Source organism: Streptomyces celluloflavus (assembly GCA_000720995.1).
Taxonomy (GTDB): domain Bacteria; phylum Actinomycetota; class Actinomycetes; order Streptomycetales; family Streptomycetaceae; genus Streptomyces; species Streptomyces celluloflavus.
Genome location: JOEL01000012.1, coordinates 203,245 through 220,194, shown reverse-complemented (window position 1 = coordinate 220,194; position 16,950 = coordinate 203,245). Strand labels below are relative to the sequence as shown.

Here is a 16,950-nt window from a genome sequence, read left to right as displayed (position 1 = left end):
CTATGACCACCACAGTTGAGCCGACCGCTGCGTCGGGCGTGGCCAACGGCCGCGTCGCGCGCGTCATCGGCCCGGTTGTCGACGTGGAGTTCCCCGTCGACGCGATGCCGGACATCTACAACGCGCTGCACGTCGAGGTCGCCGACCCCGCCGAGCAGGGCAAGCTCAAGACGCTGACCCTGGAGGTCGCCCAGCACCTGGGTGACGGCCTGGTCCGCGCCATCTCGATGCAGCCCACCGACGGCCTGATCCGCCGGGCGCCGGTGACCGACACCGGCACCGGGATCACCGTCCCGGTCGGCGATGTCACCAAGGGCAAGGTTTTCAACACCCTCGGCGAGATCCTGAACGTGGACCCCGCCACGGTGAAGGTGACCGAGCGCTGGCCGATCCACCGCAAGGCCCCGAGCTTCGACCAGCTCGAGTCGAAGACCGAGATGTTCGAGACCGGCGTCAAGGTCATCGACCTGCTGACCCCGTACGTCAAGGGCGGCAAGATCGGTCTGTTCGGCGGCGCGGGCGTCGGCAAGACCGTCCTCATCCAGGAAATGATCTACCGCGTGGCCAACAACCACGACGGTGTGTCGGTGTTCGCCGGTGTCGGCGAGCGCACTCGTGAGGGCAACGACCTCATCGAGGAGATGAGCGAGTCCGGCGTCATCGACAAGACCGCCCTGGTCTTCGGTCAGATGGACGAGCCCCCGGGCACCCGGCTGCGCGTCGCGCTCGCCGGTCTGACCATGGCGGAGTACTTCCGCGATGTGCAGAAGCAGGACGTGTTGTTCTTCATCGACAACATCTTCCGCTACACCCAGGCGGGTTCCGAGGTCTCCACGCTGCTCGGCCGTATGCCGTCCGCGGTGGGTTACCAGCCGAACCTGGCGGACGAGATGGGCCTCCTCCAGGAGCGCATCACCTCGACCCGTGGTCACTCGATCACCTCGATGCAGGCGATCTACGTCCCCGCGGACGACCTGACCGACCCGGCGCCGGCCACCACCTTCGCCCACCTGGACGCGACGACCGTGCTGTCCCGTCCGATCTCGGAGAAGGGCATCTACCCGGCGGTCGACCCGCTGGACTCGACGTCCCGGATCCTGGACCCGCGCTACATCGCGCAGGATCACTACGACTGCGCCTCGCGGGTCAAGACGATCCTCCAGAAGTACAAGGATCTCCAGGACATCATCTCGATTCTGGGTATCGACGAGCTCGGCGAGGAAGACAAGCTCACCGTCTACCGCGCCCGTCGTATCGAGCGGTTCCTGTCGCAGAACACCCACGTGGCGAAGCAGTTCACCGGTGTCGACGGCTCGGACGTCTCGCTCGACGAGTCCATCACCGCGTTCAACGCGATCGCGGACGGCGAGTACGACCACTTCCCCGAGCAGGCGTTCTTCATGTGCGGTGGCATCGAGGACCTCGAGGCCAACGCAAAGAAGCTCGGCGTCTCCTGACCCGTGCTCCCGGTCCCGGGGGCGGCCCTGGCCGCCCCCGGTCCGTACGACCACTAGTATTTGACCCAACATCTGCCGAGCCAGGCAGGTGGAGACCCGAGGAGCCATCGTGGCTGAGCTGCACGTCGAGTTGGTCGCCGCGGACCGTCAGGTCTGGTCCGGCGAGGCCAGCCTGGTCGTCGCGCGCACCTCGTCGGGCGACATCGGCGTCATGCCCGGACATCAGCCGCTGCTCGGCGTGCTGCAATCGGGCCCGGTGACGATTCGTACGACCGGCGAGAGCGGGGACGGCACCGTCGTCGCCGCCGTGCACGGCGGCTTCATCTCGTTCGCCGACAACAAGCTGTCTCTGCTCGCGGAGATCGCCGAACTGTCGGACGAGATCGATGTCCAGCGCGCGGAGCGGGCCCTGGAGCGAGCGAAGTCGGCGGCCGACGCGGCCGCCGAGCGCCGCGCCGATGTCCGGCTGCGTGCGGTGACGGGCGTTCACTGAACCCCGTCACCGACGAGATCGATCCTCAGCCGCGGGCTGCCCCGGAATTCTTCGGGGCGGCTCGCGGCTGAGGCAATGCAGGTGCGTTTCCCTGCCTCCGGACTCCGCCCGGGGGTACCCCCACCGAGGCGAGGAGGTCGGTCGAGATGGTCCTCGCTCTGCTTGTGAGCGGCGCGGTCGTGGTGCTGGTGCTGCTGGGGCTGTTCGTCTTCGGACTGCGGCGGCGGCTCATCCAGCGGTCCGGCGGCACGTTCGACTGCAGCCTGCGCTGGGACGTACCGGAGCACGAGACGGACCCCAGCGGCAAGGGCTGGATCTACGGTGTGGCGCGCTACAACGGCGACCGGGTCGAATGGTTCCGGGTCTTCTCCTACGCGCCCCGGCCCCGCCGGCTCCTGGAGCGGTCGGCCATCGAGGTCCTCCAGCGCCGTACCCCCCAGGGCGAGGAGGAGCTGGCGCTGCTCTCCGACTCCCTCGTGCTCGCCTGCCGGCACGGCGGTACGCGGCTGGAGCTGGCGATGAGCGAGGACGCCCTCACCGGCTTCCTGGCCTGGCTGGAGGCGGCGCCCCCCGGGCAACGGGTCAACGTGGCGTGAGCGAGGGGCGCTCGATCCCCCGGCGGGAAGTCCGGGGGAGGAGCGAGGCGTGGTGACACCGAGCTGATACGCCGGGCGTGGCACGGGCCGCGCGCGGCCCCCGCCGCTAGGGCGCTTCCACGCCCAACTCCTGTGCCAGGACGGCCGCCTGCACCCGGCTGCGCAGTTCCAGTTTGGCCAGCAGCCGGCTGACATGGGTTTTGACGGTGGCCTCCGCCATCACCAGCCGCACCGCGATATCGGCGTTCGACAGCCCGCGGCCCAGGGCGCCCAGTACCTCCCGCTCCCGCGGGGTGAGCAGGTCCAGGACGGCCGGGTCGGGGATCTCGCGGTCCCCGGCGGACCGGTAGGGCGCCCGCGGGCCGGCGAACTCCGCGATCAGCCGGCGGGTCACGGCGGGCGCGATCATCCCCTCGCCGGACGCCACGGTGCGCACCGCGGTCAGCAGCGTGGCCGCGTCGCTGTCCTTGAGCAGAAAGCCCACCGCGCCCGCGCGCAGCGCCCCGAAGACGTACTCGTCCAGGTCGAAGGTGGTCAGCACCAGCACATCCGCGAGCCCCTCGGCGACGACCTGCCGGGTGGCCGAGACCCCGTCGAGCCGGGGCATCTGGATGTCCATCAGGACCAGGGCGGGGCGCAGTTCACGGGCGAGCCGGACCGCTTCCTCGCCGTCCACGGCCTCGCCGACCACCTCGATGTCGGGGGCGGAGCGCAGGATGAGCACCAGCCCGGCCCGTACGGCGGACTGGTCCTCGGCGACCAGGACCCGGATCGGCCGGGTGTCGGTACCGGTCATCGTCGTACCTCCTTCTCGGCGCCGGGCAGCGCTGCCCGCACCAGCCACACCGTGCCGTCCGGCCCGGCGTCGAATGTGCCGCCCAGCAGGGCGATCCGCTCGCGCATGCCGACCAGGCCGGCGCCGGAGCCGGGCGCGCGGGGCCCCGGCCGGTCCGCGAATGGGCTGCTGACGACGACGGTGAGCGCCCCGTCGGGCCGCTGTGCGATCCGCACCCGGACCTCACCGGGCGCGGCGTGCTTGAGGGCGTTGGTCAGCGACTCCTGGACGATGCGGTACGCGGCCAGTTCGACCGGTGCGGCCGGCCGGGCCCCAGGGCCTTCGCCGGCGGGGTGCCGGGCGTCGTCCAGTACGAAGGTCAGGCCGCTGCTCGCACCGTTCGTACCGGCCTGGGCGATCAGCGCGTCGAGACCGTCGAGGGTGGGTGTCGCGGCCGGCTCCGTACCGCCGTTGCGCACCGTGGGGTCCCGCAGCAGTCCGATGAGGCGGCGCATTTCGGCCAGGCCCTGCACACTGTTCTCGCGGATCACCCCGAGGGCCTCGCGGGTTGCCGCCGGGTCGTCGATGGTCTGCGCGGCGGTGGCGTGGATCGCGATGGCGGAGAGGTGGTTGGCCACCATGTCGTGCAGTTCGCGGGCCATCCGCGTCCGCTCGCCCGTCACCGCCTGGGTCCGGTCCATCTCGGCCAGCAGCGCCGTCTGCTCGGCGCGCAGCCGGGCGGTCCGGGCGGCGTCGCGGTGGTCGCGGATGATCAGGCCGGTCCAGGCGGGGGCGATGGTGATCAGGGCGAGGGCGACGCTGACCAGCAGGACCTGCGGGTGGCGCCAGATCGCGGCGAGCACGACCGTGGCCCCCACGGTCACCAGCACGCTGAGCGTGGCGACGCGGCGGGCCGTGGCCGGGCCGCCGTAGAGCACCGCCGCGTAGACCAGGTCCGTGAACATCAGGACCGTGGCGATCAGGGTGCCGGCACAGGTGTCGAGGGCGAACGCGGGGACCCCGATGGCCAGCGCGGTCCGCGGGGCGGTCCGGCGCATCAGCTCGGCACCGGAGATCGCGGTGAGCGCGACCAGGGTGAGCGCGGACGGCAGTCCGAAGAGCGGCGGGCCGCCGTTCAGGCCCAGCGCCCAGAGCAGCAGCCCGAAGAGCAGCCCGCTGCCCGCGGCGGCCACATCGACGCGGTGCGGCCGGCGGCGGGCGGCGGGGGATCGGCGGCTCATTCCCCCATCCAACACGCCGCGGCGGCCCGCCGCGTCCGCGCCCGGGGCCGTTCCCGCCGGGCCGGGATACATCGAAAGATGCAGGCCCGGATCACCGCGTACGACGACGAAGGAACCGGGCGCCGCCGGGAGACTTGAGGTGTCCATTCGAAGAGGAGACGCCGTGGTTGTCACGCTCATCATCGCCTGCGAGGTCGGCTTCTGGGTCCTGCTGGGCGTCGGCCTGGCCCTGCGGTACCTGGCGCGGCTGCCGCGCACCGGCGCGGCGGTGCTGCTCCTGGAGCCGCTCCTGGAACTGACCCTGCTGATCGTCACCGCGATCGATCTGCGGAACGGCGCGACGGCGGACTGGAAGCACGGCCTGGCCGCCGTCTACATCGGCTACACGGTCGCCTACGGCCACTACACGATCAAGTGGGTCGACGGGCACTTCGCGCACCGCTTCGCGGGCGGCCCGCCGCCGGTCAAGCCCCCGCGCTACGGCATGGCCCGCGCCGGGCACGAGGCGCGGCTGTGGCTGCGCACGGTGCTGATGGCGGCCGTCGCCGCCGGGCTGCTCCAGATCGCGGTCTGGTACGTCGGCGACGGCGGCGACACCACATCGCTGCGCGGCTGGCAGGGGACCGCTCTGCGGATCGTCGCCATCCACGGGGTCATCGCCCTCTCGTACCTCCTGTGGCAGAAGAAGGACCCGCGCGACGGCGCCCCGGACGCGGTGGCACCGTCCGGGGCGCGGGCGAAGAACCTGGAGTAGACGGGGACCGGGGTCTCCTGCGGTGTGCCGGTGCCTCTTAGCGCTCCCCGCCCGGCACCCACAGGATGTCCCCGGCCTCCTTGTTGGCGGCGCGGGCGAGGATGAACAGCAGGTCCGAGAGGCGGTTGAGGTAGGTGGCGGCCAGGGGGTTCATCGTCTCGCCGTGCTCCTCGAAGGCCGCCCAGGTCGAGCGCTCCGCGCGCCGTACGACCGTGCACGCCTGGTGCAGCAGCGCGGCGCCCGCGGTGCCGCCCGGGAGGATGAAGCTGCGCAGCTTCTCCAGGTCCGCCAGGTAGTGGTCGCAGTCGGCCTCCAGCTTGTCGATATAGCTCTGTTCGACGCGCAGCGGCGGGAACTTCGGGTTCTCCGCCACCGGCGTGGACAGGTCGGCGCCGACGTCGAAGAGGTCGTTCTGCACGCGCAGCAGCACCGCGGCGACGTCCTGCGGCAGCGAACCGAGGGCGAGCGCCACGCCGATGGCCGCGTTGGCCTCGTTGGCGTCCGCATAGGCCGAGATCCGCGAATCGGTCTTGGCGGTACGGCTCATGTCGCCGAGGGTGGTGGTGCCCGTGTCGCCGGTGCGGGTGTAGATGCGCGTCAGATTCACCATGGGGACGAGCCTACGCCGCGGTCTTCCGGAAGGCCCGGCCGCACAGGACGACGGAGACGGCGGCCAGGGCGAGCGCGGCCAGGACGCCGTGGAGCATCGCGGGGGCGGTGTAGTCACCGGCGAACGCGGCCCGGACCGCGTCGACCAGATAGCGCAACGGCATGACATGCGAGAGCGCGTCGAGCCACACGGGCCCCAGCGCCATCGGCAGCAGCAGCCCGGACAGCAGCATCGACGGCAGGGTGACGGCGTTGACGACCGGGGCGAACTCCTGCGGGGTGCTGACCTTCAGCGCCAGCGCGTAGGAGAGCGAGGCCAACGCGACGGTCAGCACGGCGACGAACACGAAGCCGATGAGGATGCCGGGCAGCGGCGCGCGCAGCCCCATCGCCACCGCGGCCGCCACCAGCAGCCCGGACTGGAGGACGAGCACCGCGGTGTCCCGCAGCACCCGCCCCAGCAGCAGCGCCGGCCGGCTCACGGGCGTCACCCGCATCCGCTCCACCACCCCGTACTGCTTCTCGATGAGGATGCCGAAACCGCAGAACGCGGCCCCGAACAGGCCGAGCTGGAGCAGCAGACCGGGGACGAGCGACTGCCAGGAGCTGGTGCCGGACGGGCCCAGGCGCAGACCGGTCAGCAGTGGGCCGAAGAAGAGCAGATACAGCAGGGGCATCAGCAGACCGAAGAGCATCTGGAGCCGGGAGCGCAGCGTCTGCCGTGCGTAGCGCCCGAAGATCAGGGCGGTGTCGGAGAGAAAGCCGGAGAGCGCGGAGGAGAGGGGAACGGGGCGGGAAGGGGACATCGGGGCTCCTGGCCGGGGGAGGGGTTCCGGGGTGGGCGGACGGCGGGTTCAGACGGCGAGCGGTGCCTCGTCCTGCGGTGCGGTACCGCGCCCGGTGATCGCGAGGAAGGCGTCCTGGAGCGACGCGTCGGCGGACCCCGCGTGCGCCCGCTTGAGCGCGTCCGGGGTGCCCTCGGCGACCACCACGCCCTGGTCGACGATGACCAGCCGGTCGGCGAGCGCGTCCGCCTCGTCGAGGTAGTGGGTGGTCAGGAAGACGGTGGTGCCGTGCTCGGCGCGGATGCGGCGGACCAGCTCCCACAGGGCGGCCCGGCTGCCGGGGTCGAGGCCGGTGGTCGGCTCGTCCAGGAACAGCACCTCGGGGCGGTGGGTGAGCCCCAGCGCGAGGTCCAGCCGCCGCCGCTGGCCGCCGGAGAGCGCCGCGGTCCGGTGCTCCAGCAGGTCGGTGAGGCCGAGGTCGTGCGCCAGCTCCGCGGCGCGGTCCGCCGCCGCGGCCTTGGTCAGGCGGTACAGCCGCCCCTGGGTGATCAGCTCCTCGCGGACCGAGACGCTCGGGTCCACCCCGCCGGACTGGGCGACGTAGCCGCTGCCGCGCCGTACGCCCGCGGGGTCCGTGACGAGGTCGCAGCCGGCGACCGTCGCGCTGCCGCCGGTCGGCGTGAGAAGGGTGGTGAGCATCCGCAGGGTGGTGGTCTTGCCCGCGCCGTTGGGGCCGAGGAAGCCGAGGATCTCGCCGCGCCGGACGGTGAGATCGATGCCGCGTACGGCCTCGACGGGGCCGCGGGCGGAGGTGAACGTCCGGGCCAGCCCGGTCGTGGTGATGACTGCCATGGCCCCAGAAAAACAGAGGCTCCACAATTTTGCAATGCCTCCAAGTTTGATGCGGAGGCAGCTACGTTTACGATGACGGCATGACAGAAGGGCTCAGGGAGCGGAAGAAGCGCCGGACCAGGCAGCTGATCTCGGACGTGGCCACCGGGCTGTTCCTGGAGCGCGGTTTCGACGCGGTGACGGTGGCCGAGGTCGCCGAGGCCGCGGAGGTCGCCGTCAACACCGTCTACAACTACTTCCCGGCCAAGGAGGACCTCTTCCTCGACCGGAGCGCCGCCCTGGTGGAGCGGCTCTCGCGGTACGTCCGCGGCCGCGACAAGGGCGAGTCGGCCGCGGACGCGATCCTGCGCGAGCTGCGCGGCGAGGTGGAGGCCGTCTCGCCCACCGTCGGCCTGATGGCGGGGTACGACCGCTTTCTGCGCGTCGTGCACGGTGCGGACGCCCTCAAGTCCCGCCTCTGGCACCTCCAGCAGGAGCAGCTCGTCCACCTCGCGACGACGCTGCGCGAGGAGACCGGTGCGGCGGCCGACGATCCGCTGCCGACGCTGGTGGCCGGCCAGCTCAACTGGGTGCACACGGCCCTCGCCGACGCCATCGGCCGCGAGATGACCGCGGGCCGCGCCCCGGCCGAGGTCTCCCGCGAGGCGCTCGTCCTGCTCGACGAAATGGAAGACCTGCTGGGCGAGAAGGTCCTCAACTACGCCGTACGGCCGCCCGCCTGACGGCCTCCCGGCCCGCGCCCGCGCCCCGCGGTGTGATGTCCGTCATCTGAGACGTGACGCGCATCTCTTACCCGCCAAAGGACCGCCCGCGCCCGCTAACGTCACCTTGAGAGCCGTTAAGTACACAGGGCGTGAGGGGACAGCAGTGGCAAAGAAGCTCGCCGTCATCGGGGCCGGACTCATGGGGTCGGGTATCGCGCAGGTCTCCGCCCAGGCGGGCTGGGACGTCGTCCTGCGGGATGTGACGGACGAGGCGCTCGCCCGCGGCAAGGGCGGCATCGAAGCCTCGTACGCGAAGTTCGTCGCCAAGGGCAAGCTGACGGCGGACGCCGCCGGGCAGGCGCTGGCCCGCATCACCACCACGACCGACCTGGACGCGGCCGCCGACGCGGACCTCGTCGTCGAGGCCGTCTTCGAGAAGATCGAGGTCAAGCGCGAGATCTTCCGGGCGCTGGACAAGCTCGCCAAGGACGACGCGGTGCTGGCCTCCAACACCTCCGCCATCCCGATCACCAAGATCGCGGCGGCCACCTCCCGCCCCGAGCGGGTCGTGGGCACGCACTTCTTCTCGCCGGTGCCGATGATGCAGCTCTGCGAGCTGGTACGCGGCTACAAGACCAGCGACGAAACCCTCGCCACCGCCCGGGAGTTCGCCGAGTCCGTCGGCAAGACCTGCGTCGTCGTCAACCGCGACGTCGCCGGGTTCGTGACCACCCGGCTGATCTCGGCGCTGGTCGTCGAGGCCGCGAAGCTCTACGAATCCGGCGTGGCCAGCGCCGAGGACATCGACATCGCCTGCAAGCTGGGGTTCGGCCACGCGATGGGACCGCTGGCCACCGCCGATCTGACCGGTGTCGACATCCTGCTGCACGCCGCCGACAACATCTACACCGAGTCCCAGGACGAGAAGTTCGCACCGCCGGAGCTCATGCGGCGGATGGTCGACGCGGGCGACCTCGGCCGCAAGAGCGGGCAGGGCTTCTACACGCACTGATGCCACGTCAGGGCCCGGTGGTCCGACGGTGTCACCCGTCCGGGGTGACTTCGGTATCGGTTCGCTTACAGGCGGCAACTTCGCCGTATGAGAGGCAGTCAGTTCGGTAGACCTCACGCACGAAGACCCATGACCACGGGGAGCGCATATGCATATCAGGGGCGACCACGCCGAGCTGGTCGTCGAGGGCCGCCTCGACGTCCGCACCGCGGCGGACGCCCGTACGGTCCTGCACACCGCCGTCGACTCCGGTCACGGCGATCTCGTGCTGGACCTGACCGAGCTGGACTCCTGGGATGCCACCGGGCTCGGCGTGATCATGGGAGTGCACCGCCGCGCGGGCCGGGCCAACCGCCGGCTCGTGCTGCGCGGGGTGCCGGCCCAGATGCAGCGCCTCCTGGTGGCCACCCGGCTGCACCGCATTCTCGCGATCGAGGGCGGTATCGCGGCGGAGTCGCTGCCGCGCGGGTGAGCCCCAGGCCCCCGGCCGCGCGGTCCCGGGCGGCCGGCGTCGGTGGCGGAGCCCGTACCATGGCGTGACGAAAGCCGCGAAACCGAACGATTCCCACCACACCGGGGCGTTCCGGTCAGGAAGGGACCCCGGCGGTGCACCGGGGCGTTCCCCCGGTCTATGGTTCGATTCCCGGCCGTGTGCCATCAGCCGCGGCGGGCACCGGACCAGACGCGCCGGCCGAGGACTCTTCCGGCCGGCCGGAGAGTGCGGACGGCCGGAAGCGCAGTCGGCACGCCACATCTGGGGGCATTCAGCATGGACCCGAACACGCACCGGGGACCTGACGAGAACGGCGAGCAGGGCCACCCTGCCGAGCCGCCGGCGTCCGCGTCGGGCGACCCGCAGACCGGCACCGGCGGGCTCGCCCGGGTCGTCCAGCTCGTCTCGGGCAGCTACCTCGTCACCGTCAACCCCGTCGACGGCAGCGAGATCGAACCCTGCCCGCCCGGCGAGCACCCGGCCGCCCCCGGCAGGCTCGGCCCGTCGGAGCGCGCGACGGCGGCGCCGGTGCCCCCGGAAGCGCCCGGATTCGCCGGCCACGCACTCGACCTCGAAGAGCGCGCCGAGGACATCGAACACCTGGTGGGGCTGCTCTCCCGCGGCCGGTCCGTACGCGTCACCGGACCCGCGGGCTCGGGCCGCACCCGGCTGCTGGATGCCGTGGCCGATGCCTGCGCCGACCTCGCCCCGGACGGCGTCGTCCGGCTCTCCGGCTACCACCGCACCGCCACCGACGTGCTGTACACGCTGTTCGCGGCGGTGCACGAGGCCACCCAGTACCGCCCCGAGCGCCCGGAACTGCTGCGGCTGCTCTCCGGTATCGGCGCGATCGTCGTCCTGGACGACCTGGAGTTCGGCGGTGACGCGCTCGACGAACTGCTCGACGCGACCCCCGAATGCGCCTTCCTCCTCGCCGCCACCCCGGACATCGCGGCCCCGGGCCCCGACGCGCACCTCGAAGAGGTCACCCTCGGCGGTATCGGCCTCGGCGGCTGCGTGCGGATGCTGGAGCACGCCGTCGACCGGCCGCTCACCGACGACGAGGCGGCCTGGGCGGCCGACCTCTGGTACGCGTCCGAGGGGCTGCCCCTGCGCTTCGTCCAGGCCGCGGCCCTGCTGCGGCAGCGCGAGGACCTGCTGGCGGGCCCCGGTGCCCTCGACGACGGCTACGGCCTCTTCCCCGACCGGCCGCGGGACGACGCGTCCGACGAGGCTGAGGAGGCTGGGGAGACCGCAGCGGACGCCGCCACCTCGCTCCCGGCTCCGGACGAGGCCGCCCCGCGCCTCGCCGCCGGGCTCGGCGCCGCCGCCCGGGAGACGCTCCGCTTCGCGGTCGCGCTGGGCGGTGAGCTGCCGAGCGCGGCGCAGCTGCCGGCGCTCACCCAGGACCCGCTCGCGGAGGCCGCCCTCGGCGAACTGCTGGGCTGCGGTCTGATCACCCAGGCCGGTACCCACCACCGGCTCGCCGCGGCCGTCCAGGAGCAGCTGACCGCGGCCGGTTACGCGGCGGGCGCGGCCGGACGGGCGCACACCGCCGCCCAGCACTACGCCTGGTGGGCCGGACACCCCTCGGTCACCCCCGAGCAGGTCGCCGCCGAATCCGACGCGGTGCTGGCCGCGATGGCGGTGCTGACCGGCAGCCGGGAGAGCGGCCACACCAGCGCGGCGGTACTGCTCGCCCGGACGGCGGCGCCCGCGTTCGCCGCGGCGCTGCACTGGAGCGCCTGGGAGCGCAGCCTGCGGCACGGCCAGGAGGCCGCGCGGCTGGCCGGCGAGGTCGCCCAAGAGGCGTATTTCCACCACGAGCTGGGCGTACTGGCACTGTGCACCGGCAGTCTCGACCGGGCGCGCGCCGAGCTGGAGGCGTCCATCGGGCTGCGCGGAGTGCTCTCCGACCGGGACGGCGCGGTCGCCGGCCGGCGCGCGCTCGCGCTGGTCGCGGACCGTACGCGGTTCGCCCGGACGGTCGGTATGCCGCAACTCGCGGCCACCCCCACCGCGGCGGGGGCGCGGCCCGGGGCGGCCGCCCCGTCGCCCGACGACGTGCCCACGACGCTGGTGCCGGTCGTCGAGCAGACCGTGCCGACGGCCGTCGCCCACGGCGCCGTGGTCAGCGCGAACGCGTCCGGCGCCGCCGCGGGCAAGGGCGCCGGCAAGGGGGCCGCGGCCCGTCCGGCCGGCAAGCGGGGGATCTTCGGCGGGGCGCGGCGCAACCTGGTGGCCGCCGGCGCCGGAGTGCTGCTGGCGGCCGTGCTCGGCACCGTCGTCACGCTCGGCGCCACCTCCGGCGGCGGTGACACCGACAGCGGCCAGGTCACCTCGGAGCAGAGCACGGCGCCGGACGGCGACGGCCAGGACGGGTCGCCCGACCAGCCCGCCACGGGGCAGGACCGGTCGCCCTCCGGCACCGGCGCGGACCCGTCCGGGACCCCGGAGGGCGAGCACAGCCCGTCCCCGAGCACCGGCAGCCCCGACGCCACCAGCACGCCGACCGACCCCGGTGACCGGCCCACGGACCCGACGACCGGCCCGACCTCGTCGGCCGGTTCGCCGAGCACCGGTACGGACAAGCCCCCCTCGCACAAGCCGAGCGGCAAGCCGAGCGATCCGAGCCCGACGACGGACAAGCCGACGGACGACCCCACCACCCCGACGCCCAGCGACGATCCGACGGACAAGCCGACGTCCGAGAACCCGTCGCACACGGCCGTCGGCCCGATGGGCGGCGCGTCCGGCTCCGGCTCACCGGCCACCTCCGGCGGCCCGTCCGCGTCCGGTCACGGCGCCGACGGCACCCCCGCCGGCTGACGCGCGCCCCGGGCCCGTACGGGGGTCCGGGGACGCCGGAGACAGCGCAACGGCCCGGTACGGGGCCGGCCGCCGAACGGGCGGGCCGGCCGCGTACCGGGCCGTCGTGCTCCCGGAGCGGGCCGGGCGGGGTCAGAACAGGCGGAGCTTGTCGTCCTCGATGCCGCGCAGCGCGTTGTAGTCCAGCACGACGCAGCTCATCCCGCGGTCGGTCGCCAGCACCCGCGCCTGCGGCTTGATCTCCTGGGCCGCGAAGATGCCCTTGACCGGGGCCAGGTGCGGGTCGCGGTTGAGGAGTTCGAGATAACGGGTGAGCTGCTCGACACCGTCGATCTCACCGCGCCGCTTGATCTCCACGGCGACGGTCTGGCCGTCCGCGTCCCGGCACAGGATGTCCACCGGGCCGATGGCGGTGGGGTATTCACGCCGAATCAGCGAATAGCCCTCGCCGAGGGTTTCGATCCGGTCGGCGAGCAGCTCCTGGAGATGGGCCTCCACGCCGTCCTTGATGAGGCCCGGATCGACGCCGAGCTCGTGGGAGGAGTCGTGGATGATCTCCTCCAGGGTGATGATGAGCTTCTCGCCGCCCTTGTTCTCCACCGTCCACACATCGCCGTCCCCCTCCTTGAGCGAGCAGGGCGGGGACATCCAGTTGAGCGGTTTGTAGGCCCGGTCGTCCGCGTGAATGGAGACGGAGCCGTCCGCTTTCACCAGGATGAGGCGGGGGGCCGAGGGGAGATGGGCTGTGAGCCGGCCCGCGTAGTCCACGGAGCAGCGGGCGATGACGAGACGCATGGTGCGCCACGCTACTCGACCGGAGGCCGCCGACGCGATTCGCCCCTGGATCGACCTGTTCGACGATGGCCGGTTGTCTGTGCATTCTCCTGGTGCGGGCCACTGGCGCGGCATACCGTTGCAGCGGGGGGTCGTGAAGCGAACACGCTCCGTCGCGATATCCCCTGTCCCATCCCTGAGGCCCCGTCCCGGCGGGGCCGCGAGAGGAGAACCCCATGTCGCTCGACGTCTCACCGGCCCTCCTCGAACAGGCCGAGCGAGGCGAGGTCGACGAAGCGGATTTCGTCGACTGCGTCCGGACCTCCCTGCCCTACGCATGGGAGATGATCAGCTCTCTGGCGGCCCGGCTGAAGGAGGACGGTGGAGAATTCGCCGACAACCAGACGCCCCCGCCGAGCGAGTTCGCCCGCGGCCAGTTGCTGCGCGCGTTGGCGAGTAACGCCATCCGCGGGTCGCTGGAGCGCCACTTCGGCGTGCGTCTCGCCTTCCAGAACTGCCACCGGGTCGCCGTCTTCCCGCTCGACCCGTCGGTGGACGACCGCCTGGCCCGATTCACCTCCGTACGGGGCCAGCTGCTGAACCAGTCGCCCGAACTGCGCGACTGCTGACCGGAGTTGCTGCCGCTGCGCACAGGGAAGCGGGCACCTTCGGTGCCGGTGCGCCAGCGGCAGCACCACCGGACAGCTACCCGACCCACCGGAGCACGGAGCCCTCGCACCACCACCGCACGGCCACCGGCAGCCTCGCCACGGGGCGCGCCGGGGCGCTGCCGCGGGCCGCTCCGCCGGAGGCGGCGGGCTCACCCCAGCTGCGGCAGGACCTCCGCGCCCAGGCGGCGGACGTTCTCCTCGGTGGCGGCGAGATCGCCGGAGCCCTCGACGAGCAGCGCGTACCTCGTGATGCCCGTACGCTCCGCCGAGGCCGCCAGCCGGTCCGCGCACAGCCGTGGCGGGCCGACGGGATGCAGCGCGCACAGCAGCTCCGTATAGGCCAGCGGATCGCGCATCGAGCGGTAGCGGCCGTCGACGGTCACATGCGCGCCGAGCCCCTGCCGCAGCCAGCCGGGCATCGCCTTCGTCAGCGACTCCGTCGCGTCCCGGCGGGCATCGGCGATCTGCACCACCCCCGCCGACACATGCGCGGCCGCGGCCACTTCGTCGCCGTCCCGGCCGGCTTCCAGGGCGGCCGACCGCCACAGCGCGACCATCTCCGCCTTCTCCTCGTCCCCGCAGTGCATCCCCACCAGCATCGGCAGCCCGCGCGCGGCGGCCAGCCGGACCGACGCGGGCGAGGTACACGCGACCACCACCGGAGGGCCCGGGGGACCGGCCGACGGGCCGTCCGGATCGGCGAGCGACTCGACCGGCCGGGGCACGACCGCCACCTCCCGGAACGCGTAGCGCTCGCCCGCGGCGCCCACCCGGGGCTCCCGCAGCCAGCGCAGCAGCAGATCCAGGGCCTCCGGGAAACCGTGGTCGTACGCGGCGAGCCCGGCGCCGAAGACCTCCAGATCCACCCACGGCCCGCCCCGGCCGACGCCGAGCGTGAACCGGCCTTCGGAGGTGAGATGCAGCAGCGCCGCCTGCTCACCGAGGGCCACCGGATGCTGGGTCGGCAGCACACTGACCGCCGTCCCGACCCCGATCCGGCGGGTCCGCCCCAGCAGCAGCGCGGCCAGCGTCACCGCGGACGGGCAGACGCCGTACGGTACGAAATGGTGTTCCGCCAGCCAGACATCGTCGAGCCCGGCCTCCTCCGCGACCTCCGCGGAGCGCACCGCGCGGTGCAGCGTCTCGCCCTGTCCCTGGCCCGGAAATTGAGCGGCCAGGATGAAAGCCCCAACGCGCATCGTTCTCTGCCTCCCTCGCAGCCGACGCGGCTTCCCCCACACGGGCAACAACGTCTGACACGTGCCATGGGCACGGCCTGGCGGGAAATCTCCAGATGATCGCAGAAACGTATCGGGCGGCGCCTACCCATGACCGAGCCGCGTACGCTGGTGACAGCCCGTGATCCCGTAAATTTCCGAGGTGCCCAGTGTCTCCGCGTCGAAACCGCCAGCGCGTCGGTGCGCAGTCCACCGAGCGCGTGGACGGGGACCGTTACGGTCTGGAACGCACGGAAGAGTGGCGCGGCGAGGAGTGGGTCGTCCGGCAGGTCGCCGGCGCCGGCGCGGCCAAGCACTACCGCTGCCCCGGCTGCGACCAAGAGATCCCGCCCGGCGTCCCGCATGTCGTCAGCTGGCCGCAGCACGGCGATGTGGACGACCGCAGACACTGGCATCGGGCGTGCTGGAAAGCACGGGACCGCCGGAGCGCACGGCTCCAGCGGTCCCGGAACGCGCCCAGATACTGAGCGCTCGCGCGGTGCGCGGAATCAGACGTCGCGCTTGGCCAGCACGGCGTAGGCGCTGCCGAGGGCGACCGCGGTGAGGCCCGTCATGATCCACAACGGGTCCCAGCCCGAGGGGCCGTTGTCGGTCACGGCACTGCTGTACATCGCGCCGAGCTGGCTGGGGATCGCGTACTGCAGCAGCCACGCCCGGACGTCCGACAGGCTCTCCGCCATCATGAAGATCGCCAGCACGAGCGGCAGCAGATAGAGGCCGATCATGAGCGTGATCGCGCCCGCGGAGTGCCGCAGCAGCGAACCGAGGGCGAGCGCGAACAGTCCGGTCATCGCGACGAAGAGGCTGACGCCCACGGTCGCCTTGAACCACTCGGCGCCGGTCGGCGCCTCCGTCGTCATATCGCCGAGCAGGGCGGTGTTCAGGAGCGCGACCAGCACGGTGGTGACCAGGGAGACGGCGAAGCTCAGCGCGAAGAAGACGATCGCCTTGGCGGTCAGGATCCGGGCGCGGCTGGGGCAGGCGGTCAGGGTGGTGCGGATCATGCCGGTGCCGTACTCGGAGGTGATGACCAGCACGCCCAGTGTGAGCAGGCACATCAGGCCCATCATCATGCCGAACGTGCCGAAGCTCAGGGGCGAGGTGTTCCCGAGCCGGCCGCCGCTCCTGGCGACCACCGTGGCGGTCAGCAGGCTGATGCCCAGGACCAGGACCACCATCACGCCCAGCGTCCAGAGCGTCGAGCGCACCGAGCGGATCTTCGTCCACTCGGAGGCCAGCGCATCGCCGAGGTGGGTACGGCGCACCGGGATCGGCGAGATGTAACCGGCGCCGCCGCCCTGCCAGTTGGGGCCGGGCTGCGGCTGAGGGTGTCCCTGCGGGTGTCCCTGAGGGGGGACTGCGGGCTGTCCCTGGGGCTGCGGGCCGCCGGGTACGGATCCGGCTCCGGCGTACGCGGGTTGGGGCTGCTGCTGGGGCATGCCCGGAGCCTGGCCCTGGCCCTGGGCCGGACCCTGACCCTGGGCCTGGAGCAGCATCGTGCCCGGCTCCTCGGCGGGCGCGGACCGCTCGGGTGCCGGCTGGGCCTGGAGCAGCATCGTGCCGGCCTCCCCGGCGGGTGCGGAGTGCTCCGGAGCGGGCTGCCGAACGGCCGGGGCCGGCTGCTCCGGCGGCTGGGCCGCCTGCGGCTGCGGCTGCTGGGGCTGTGC

The 16,950-nt window shown here is 72.5% G+C and carries 18 protein-coding genes; 10 read left to right on the top strand and 8 right to left on the bottom strand.

From position 1 onward, the window contains the following. Window positions 1–2 precede the first annotated feature (2 nt). From atpD to IH09_RS13520, 3 genes are all read left to right on the top strand, one after another. Entirely contained in the window at window positions 3–1,457 is a 1,455-nt protein-coding gene (atpD, locus tag IH09_RS13530) for a F0F1 ATP synthase subunit beta (RefSeq protein ID WP_052856443.1), read from the top strand. A gap of 109 nt (window positions 1,458–1,566) precedes the next feature. Beyond that, complete coding sequence (locus IH09_RS13525; RefSeq protein WP_052856442.1) at window positions 1,567–1,950, top strand: F0F1 ATP synthase subunit epsilon; 384 nt, start codon at window positions 1,567–1,569, stop codon at window positions 1,948–1,950. 146 nt (window positions 1,951–2,096) lie between these two features. Continuing rightward, window positions 2,097–2,546 carry a DUF2550 domain-containing protein gene (locus IH09_RS13520; RefSeq protein WP_052856441.1) on the top strand — a complete coding sequence of 150 codons (450 nt, stop codon included), beginning with the start codon at window positions 2,097–2,099 and terminating at the stop codon, window positions 2,544–2,546. Window positions 2,547–2,652: 106 nt separating this feature from the next. Here the strand turns inward: IH09_RS13520 and IH09_RS13515 are convergent, their stop codons facing one another. Both IH09_RS13515 and IH09_RS13510 read right to left on the bottom strand, forming a co-directional pair. Then, a complete protein-coding gene (locus IH09_RS13515; RefSeq protein ID WP_052856440.1) occupies window positions 2,653–3,342 on the bottom strand; it encodes a response regulator in 690 nt (229 codons plus the stop codon). Further along, window positions 3,339–4,562, bottom strand: coding sequence for a sensor histidine kinase (locus IH09_RS13510; protein ID WP_052856554.1), 1,224 nt, complete (start codon window positions 4,560–4,562; stop codon window positions 3,339–3,341). Before IH09_RS13510 ends, IH09_RS13515 begins: the two co-directional genes overlap by 4 nt. Before the next feature lie 163 nt (window positions 4,563–4,725). On the opposite strand from IH09_RS13510, the gene IH09_RS13505 reads away from it, so the two are divergent. Further along, complete coding sequence (locus IH09_RS13505; protein WP_052856439.1) at window positions 4,726–5,316, top strand: hypothetical protein; 591 nt, start codon at window positions 4,726–4,728, stop codon at window positions 5,314–5,316. Window positions 5,317–5,353: 37 nt separating this feature from the next. On the opposite strand, the gene IH09_RS13500 is transcribed toward IH09_RS13505, so the two are convergent. Genes IH09_RS13500 through IH09_RS13490 form a run of 3 tightly spaced genes read right to left on the bottom strand, consistent with a single transcriptional unit; the run spans window position 5,354 to window position 7,562 of the window. Further along, window positions 5,354–5,926 (bottom strand): cob(I)yrinic acid a,c-diamide adenosyltransferase, encoded by a 573-nt coding sequence (locus IH09_RS13500; protein WP_052856438.1) that lies wholly within the window; start codon window positions 5,924–5,926, stop codon window positions 5,354–5,356. 10 nt (window positions 5,927–5,936) lie between these two features. After that, window positions 5,937–6,731 carry an ABC transporter permease gene (locus IH09_RS13495; RefSeq protein ID WP_052856437.1) on the bottom strand — a complete coding sequence of 265 codons (795 nt, stop codon included), beginning with the start codon at window positions 6,729–6,731 and terminating at the stop codon, window positions 5,937–5,939. Window positions 6,732–6,779: 48 nt separating this feature from the next. Next, window positions 6,780–7,562 (bottom strand): ABC transporter ATP-binding protein, encoded by a 783-nt coding sequence (locus IH09_RS13490; RefSeq protein WP_052856436.1) that lies wholly within the window; start codon window positions 7,560–7,562, stop codon window positions 6,780–6,782. Between the two features lie 80 nt (window positions 7,563–7,642). On the opposite strand from IH09_RS13490, the gene IH09_RS13485 reads away from it, so the two are divergent. The 4 genes from IH09_RS13485 (at window position 7,643) to IH09_RS13470 (ending at window position 12,600) form a co-directional block, all read left to right on the top strand. Next, window positions 7,643–8,284: a TetR/AcrR family transcriptional regulator gene (locus IH09_RS13485; RefSeq protein ID WP_052856435.1), complete on the top strand. Its 642-nt coding sequence runs from the start codon at window positions 7,643–7,645 to the stop codon at window positions 8,282–8,284. A gap of 145 nt (window positions 8,285–8,429) precedes the next feature. Beyond that, the gene (locus IH09_RS13480) at window positions 8,430–9,278 is read left to right on the top strand and encodes a 3-hydroxyacyl-CoA dehydrogenase family protein (protein ID WP_052856434.1); all 849 of its coding nucleotides are present in this window, start codon (window positions 8,430–8,432) and stop codon (window positions 9,276–9,278) included. A gap of 148 nt (window positions 9,279–9,426) precedes the next feature. Beyond that, window positions 9,427–9,750: an STAS domain-containing protein gene (locus tag IH09_RS13475; RefSeq protein WP_052856433.1), complete on the top strand. Its 324-nt coding sequence runs from the start codon at window positions 9,427–9,429 to the stop codon at window positions 9,748–9,750. A gap of 297 nt (window positions 9,751–10,047) precedes the next feature. Beyond that, the gene (locus IH09_RS13470) at window positions 10,048–12,600 is read left to right on the top strand and encodes an ATP-binding protein (RefSeq protein ID WP_052856432.1); all 2,553 of its coding nucleotides are present in this window, start codon (window positions 10,048–10,050) and stop codon (window positions 12,598–12,600) included. A gap of 132 nt (window positions 12,601–12,732) precedes the next feature. On the opposite strand, the gene nucS is transcribed toward IH09_RS13470, so the two are convergent. Continuing rightward, window positions 12,733–13,395, bottom strand: coding sequence for an endonuclease NucS (gene nucS / locus IH09_RS13465; RefSeq protein ID WP_052856431.1), 663 nt, complete (start codon window positions 13,393–13,395; stop codon window positions 12,733–12,735). Between the two features lie 215 nt (window positions 13,396–13,610). On the opposite strand from nucS, the gene IH09_RS13460 reads away from it, so the two are divergent. Next, entirely contained in the window at window positions 13,611–14,003 is a 393-nt protein-coding gene (locus IH09_RS13460; RefSeq protein ID WP_052856430.1) for an SCO5389 family protein, read from the top strand. Window positions 14,004–14,194: 191 nt separating this feature from the next. Here IH09_RS13460 and IH09_RS13455 read toward each other — a convergent pair whose 3' ends face one another. Further along, window positions 14,195–15,244, bottom strand: a complete 1,050-nt coding sequence (locus IH09_RS13455; protein ID WP_052856429.1) for an LLM class flavin-dependent oxidoreductase — start codon at window positions 15,242–15,244, stop codon at window positions 14,195–14,197. Between the two features lie 188 nt (window positions 15,245–15,432). Here IH09_RS13455 and IH09_RS13450 point away from each other — a divergent pair, with 188 nt between their 5' ends. Beyond that, window positions 15,433–15,750, top strand: a complete 318-nt coding sequence (locus IH09_RS13450) for a hypothetical protein (protein WP_052856428.1) — start codon at window positions 15,433–15,435, stop codon at window positions 15,748–15,750. A 21-nt stretch (window positions 15,751–15,771) separates the two neighbouring features. On the opposite strand, the gene IH09_RS13445 is transcribed toward IH09_RS13450, so the two are convergent. Further along, a complete protein-coding gene (locus IH09_RS13445) occupies window positions 15,772–16,722 on the bottom strand; it encodes an ABC transporter permease subunit (RefSeq protein ID WP_404827260.1) in 951 nt (316 codons plus the stop codon). Between the last annotated feature and the right edge of the window lie 228 nt (window positions 16,723–16,950).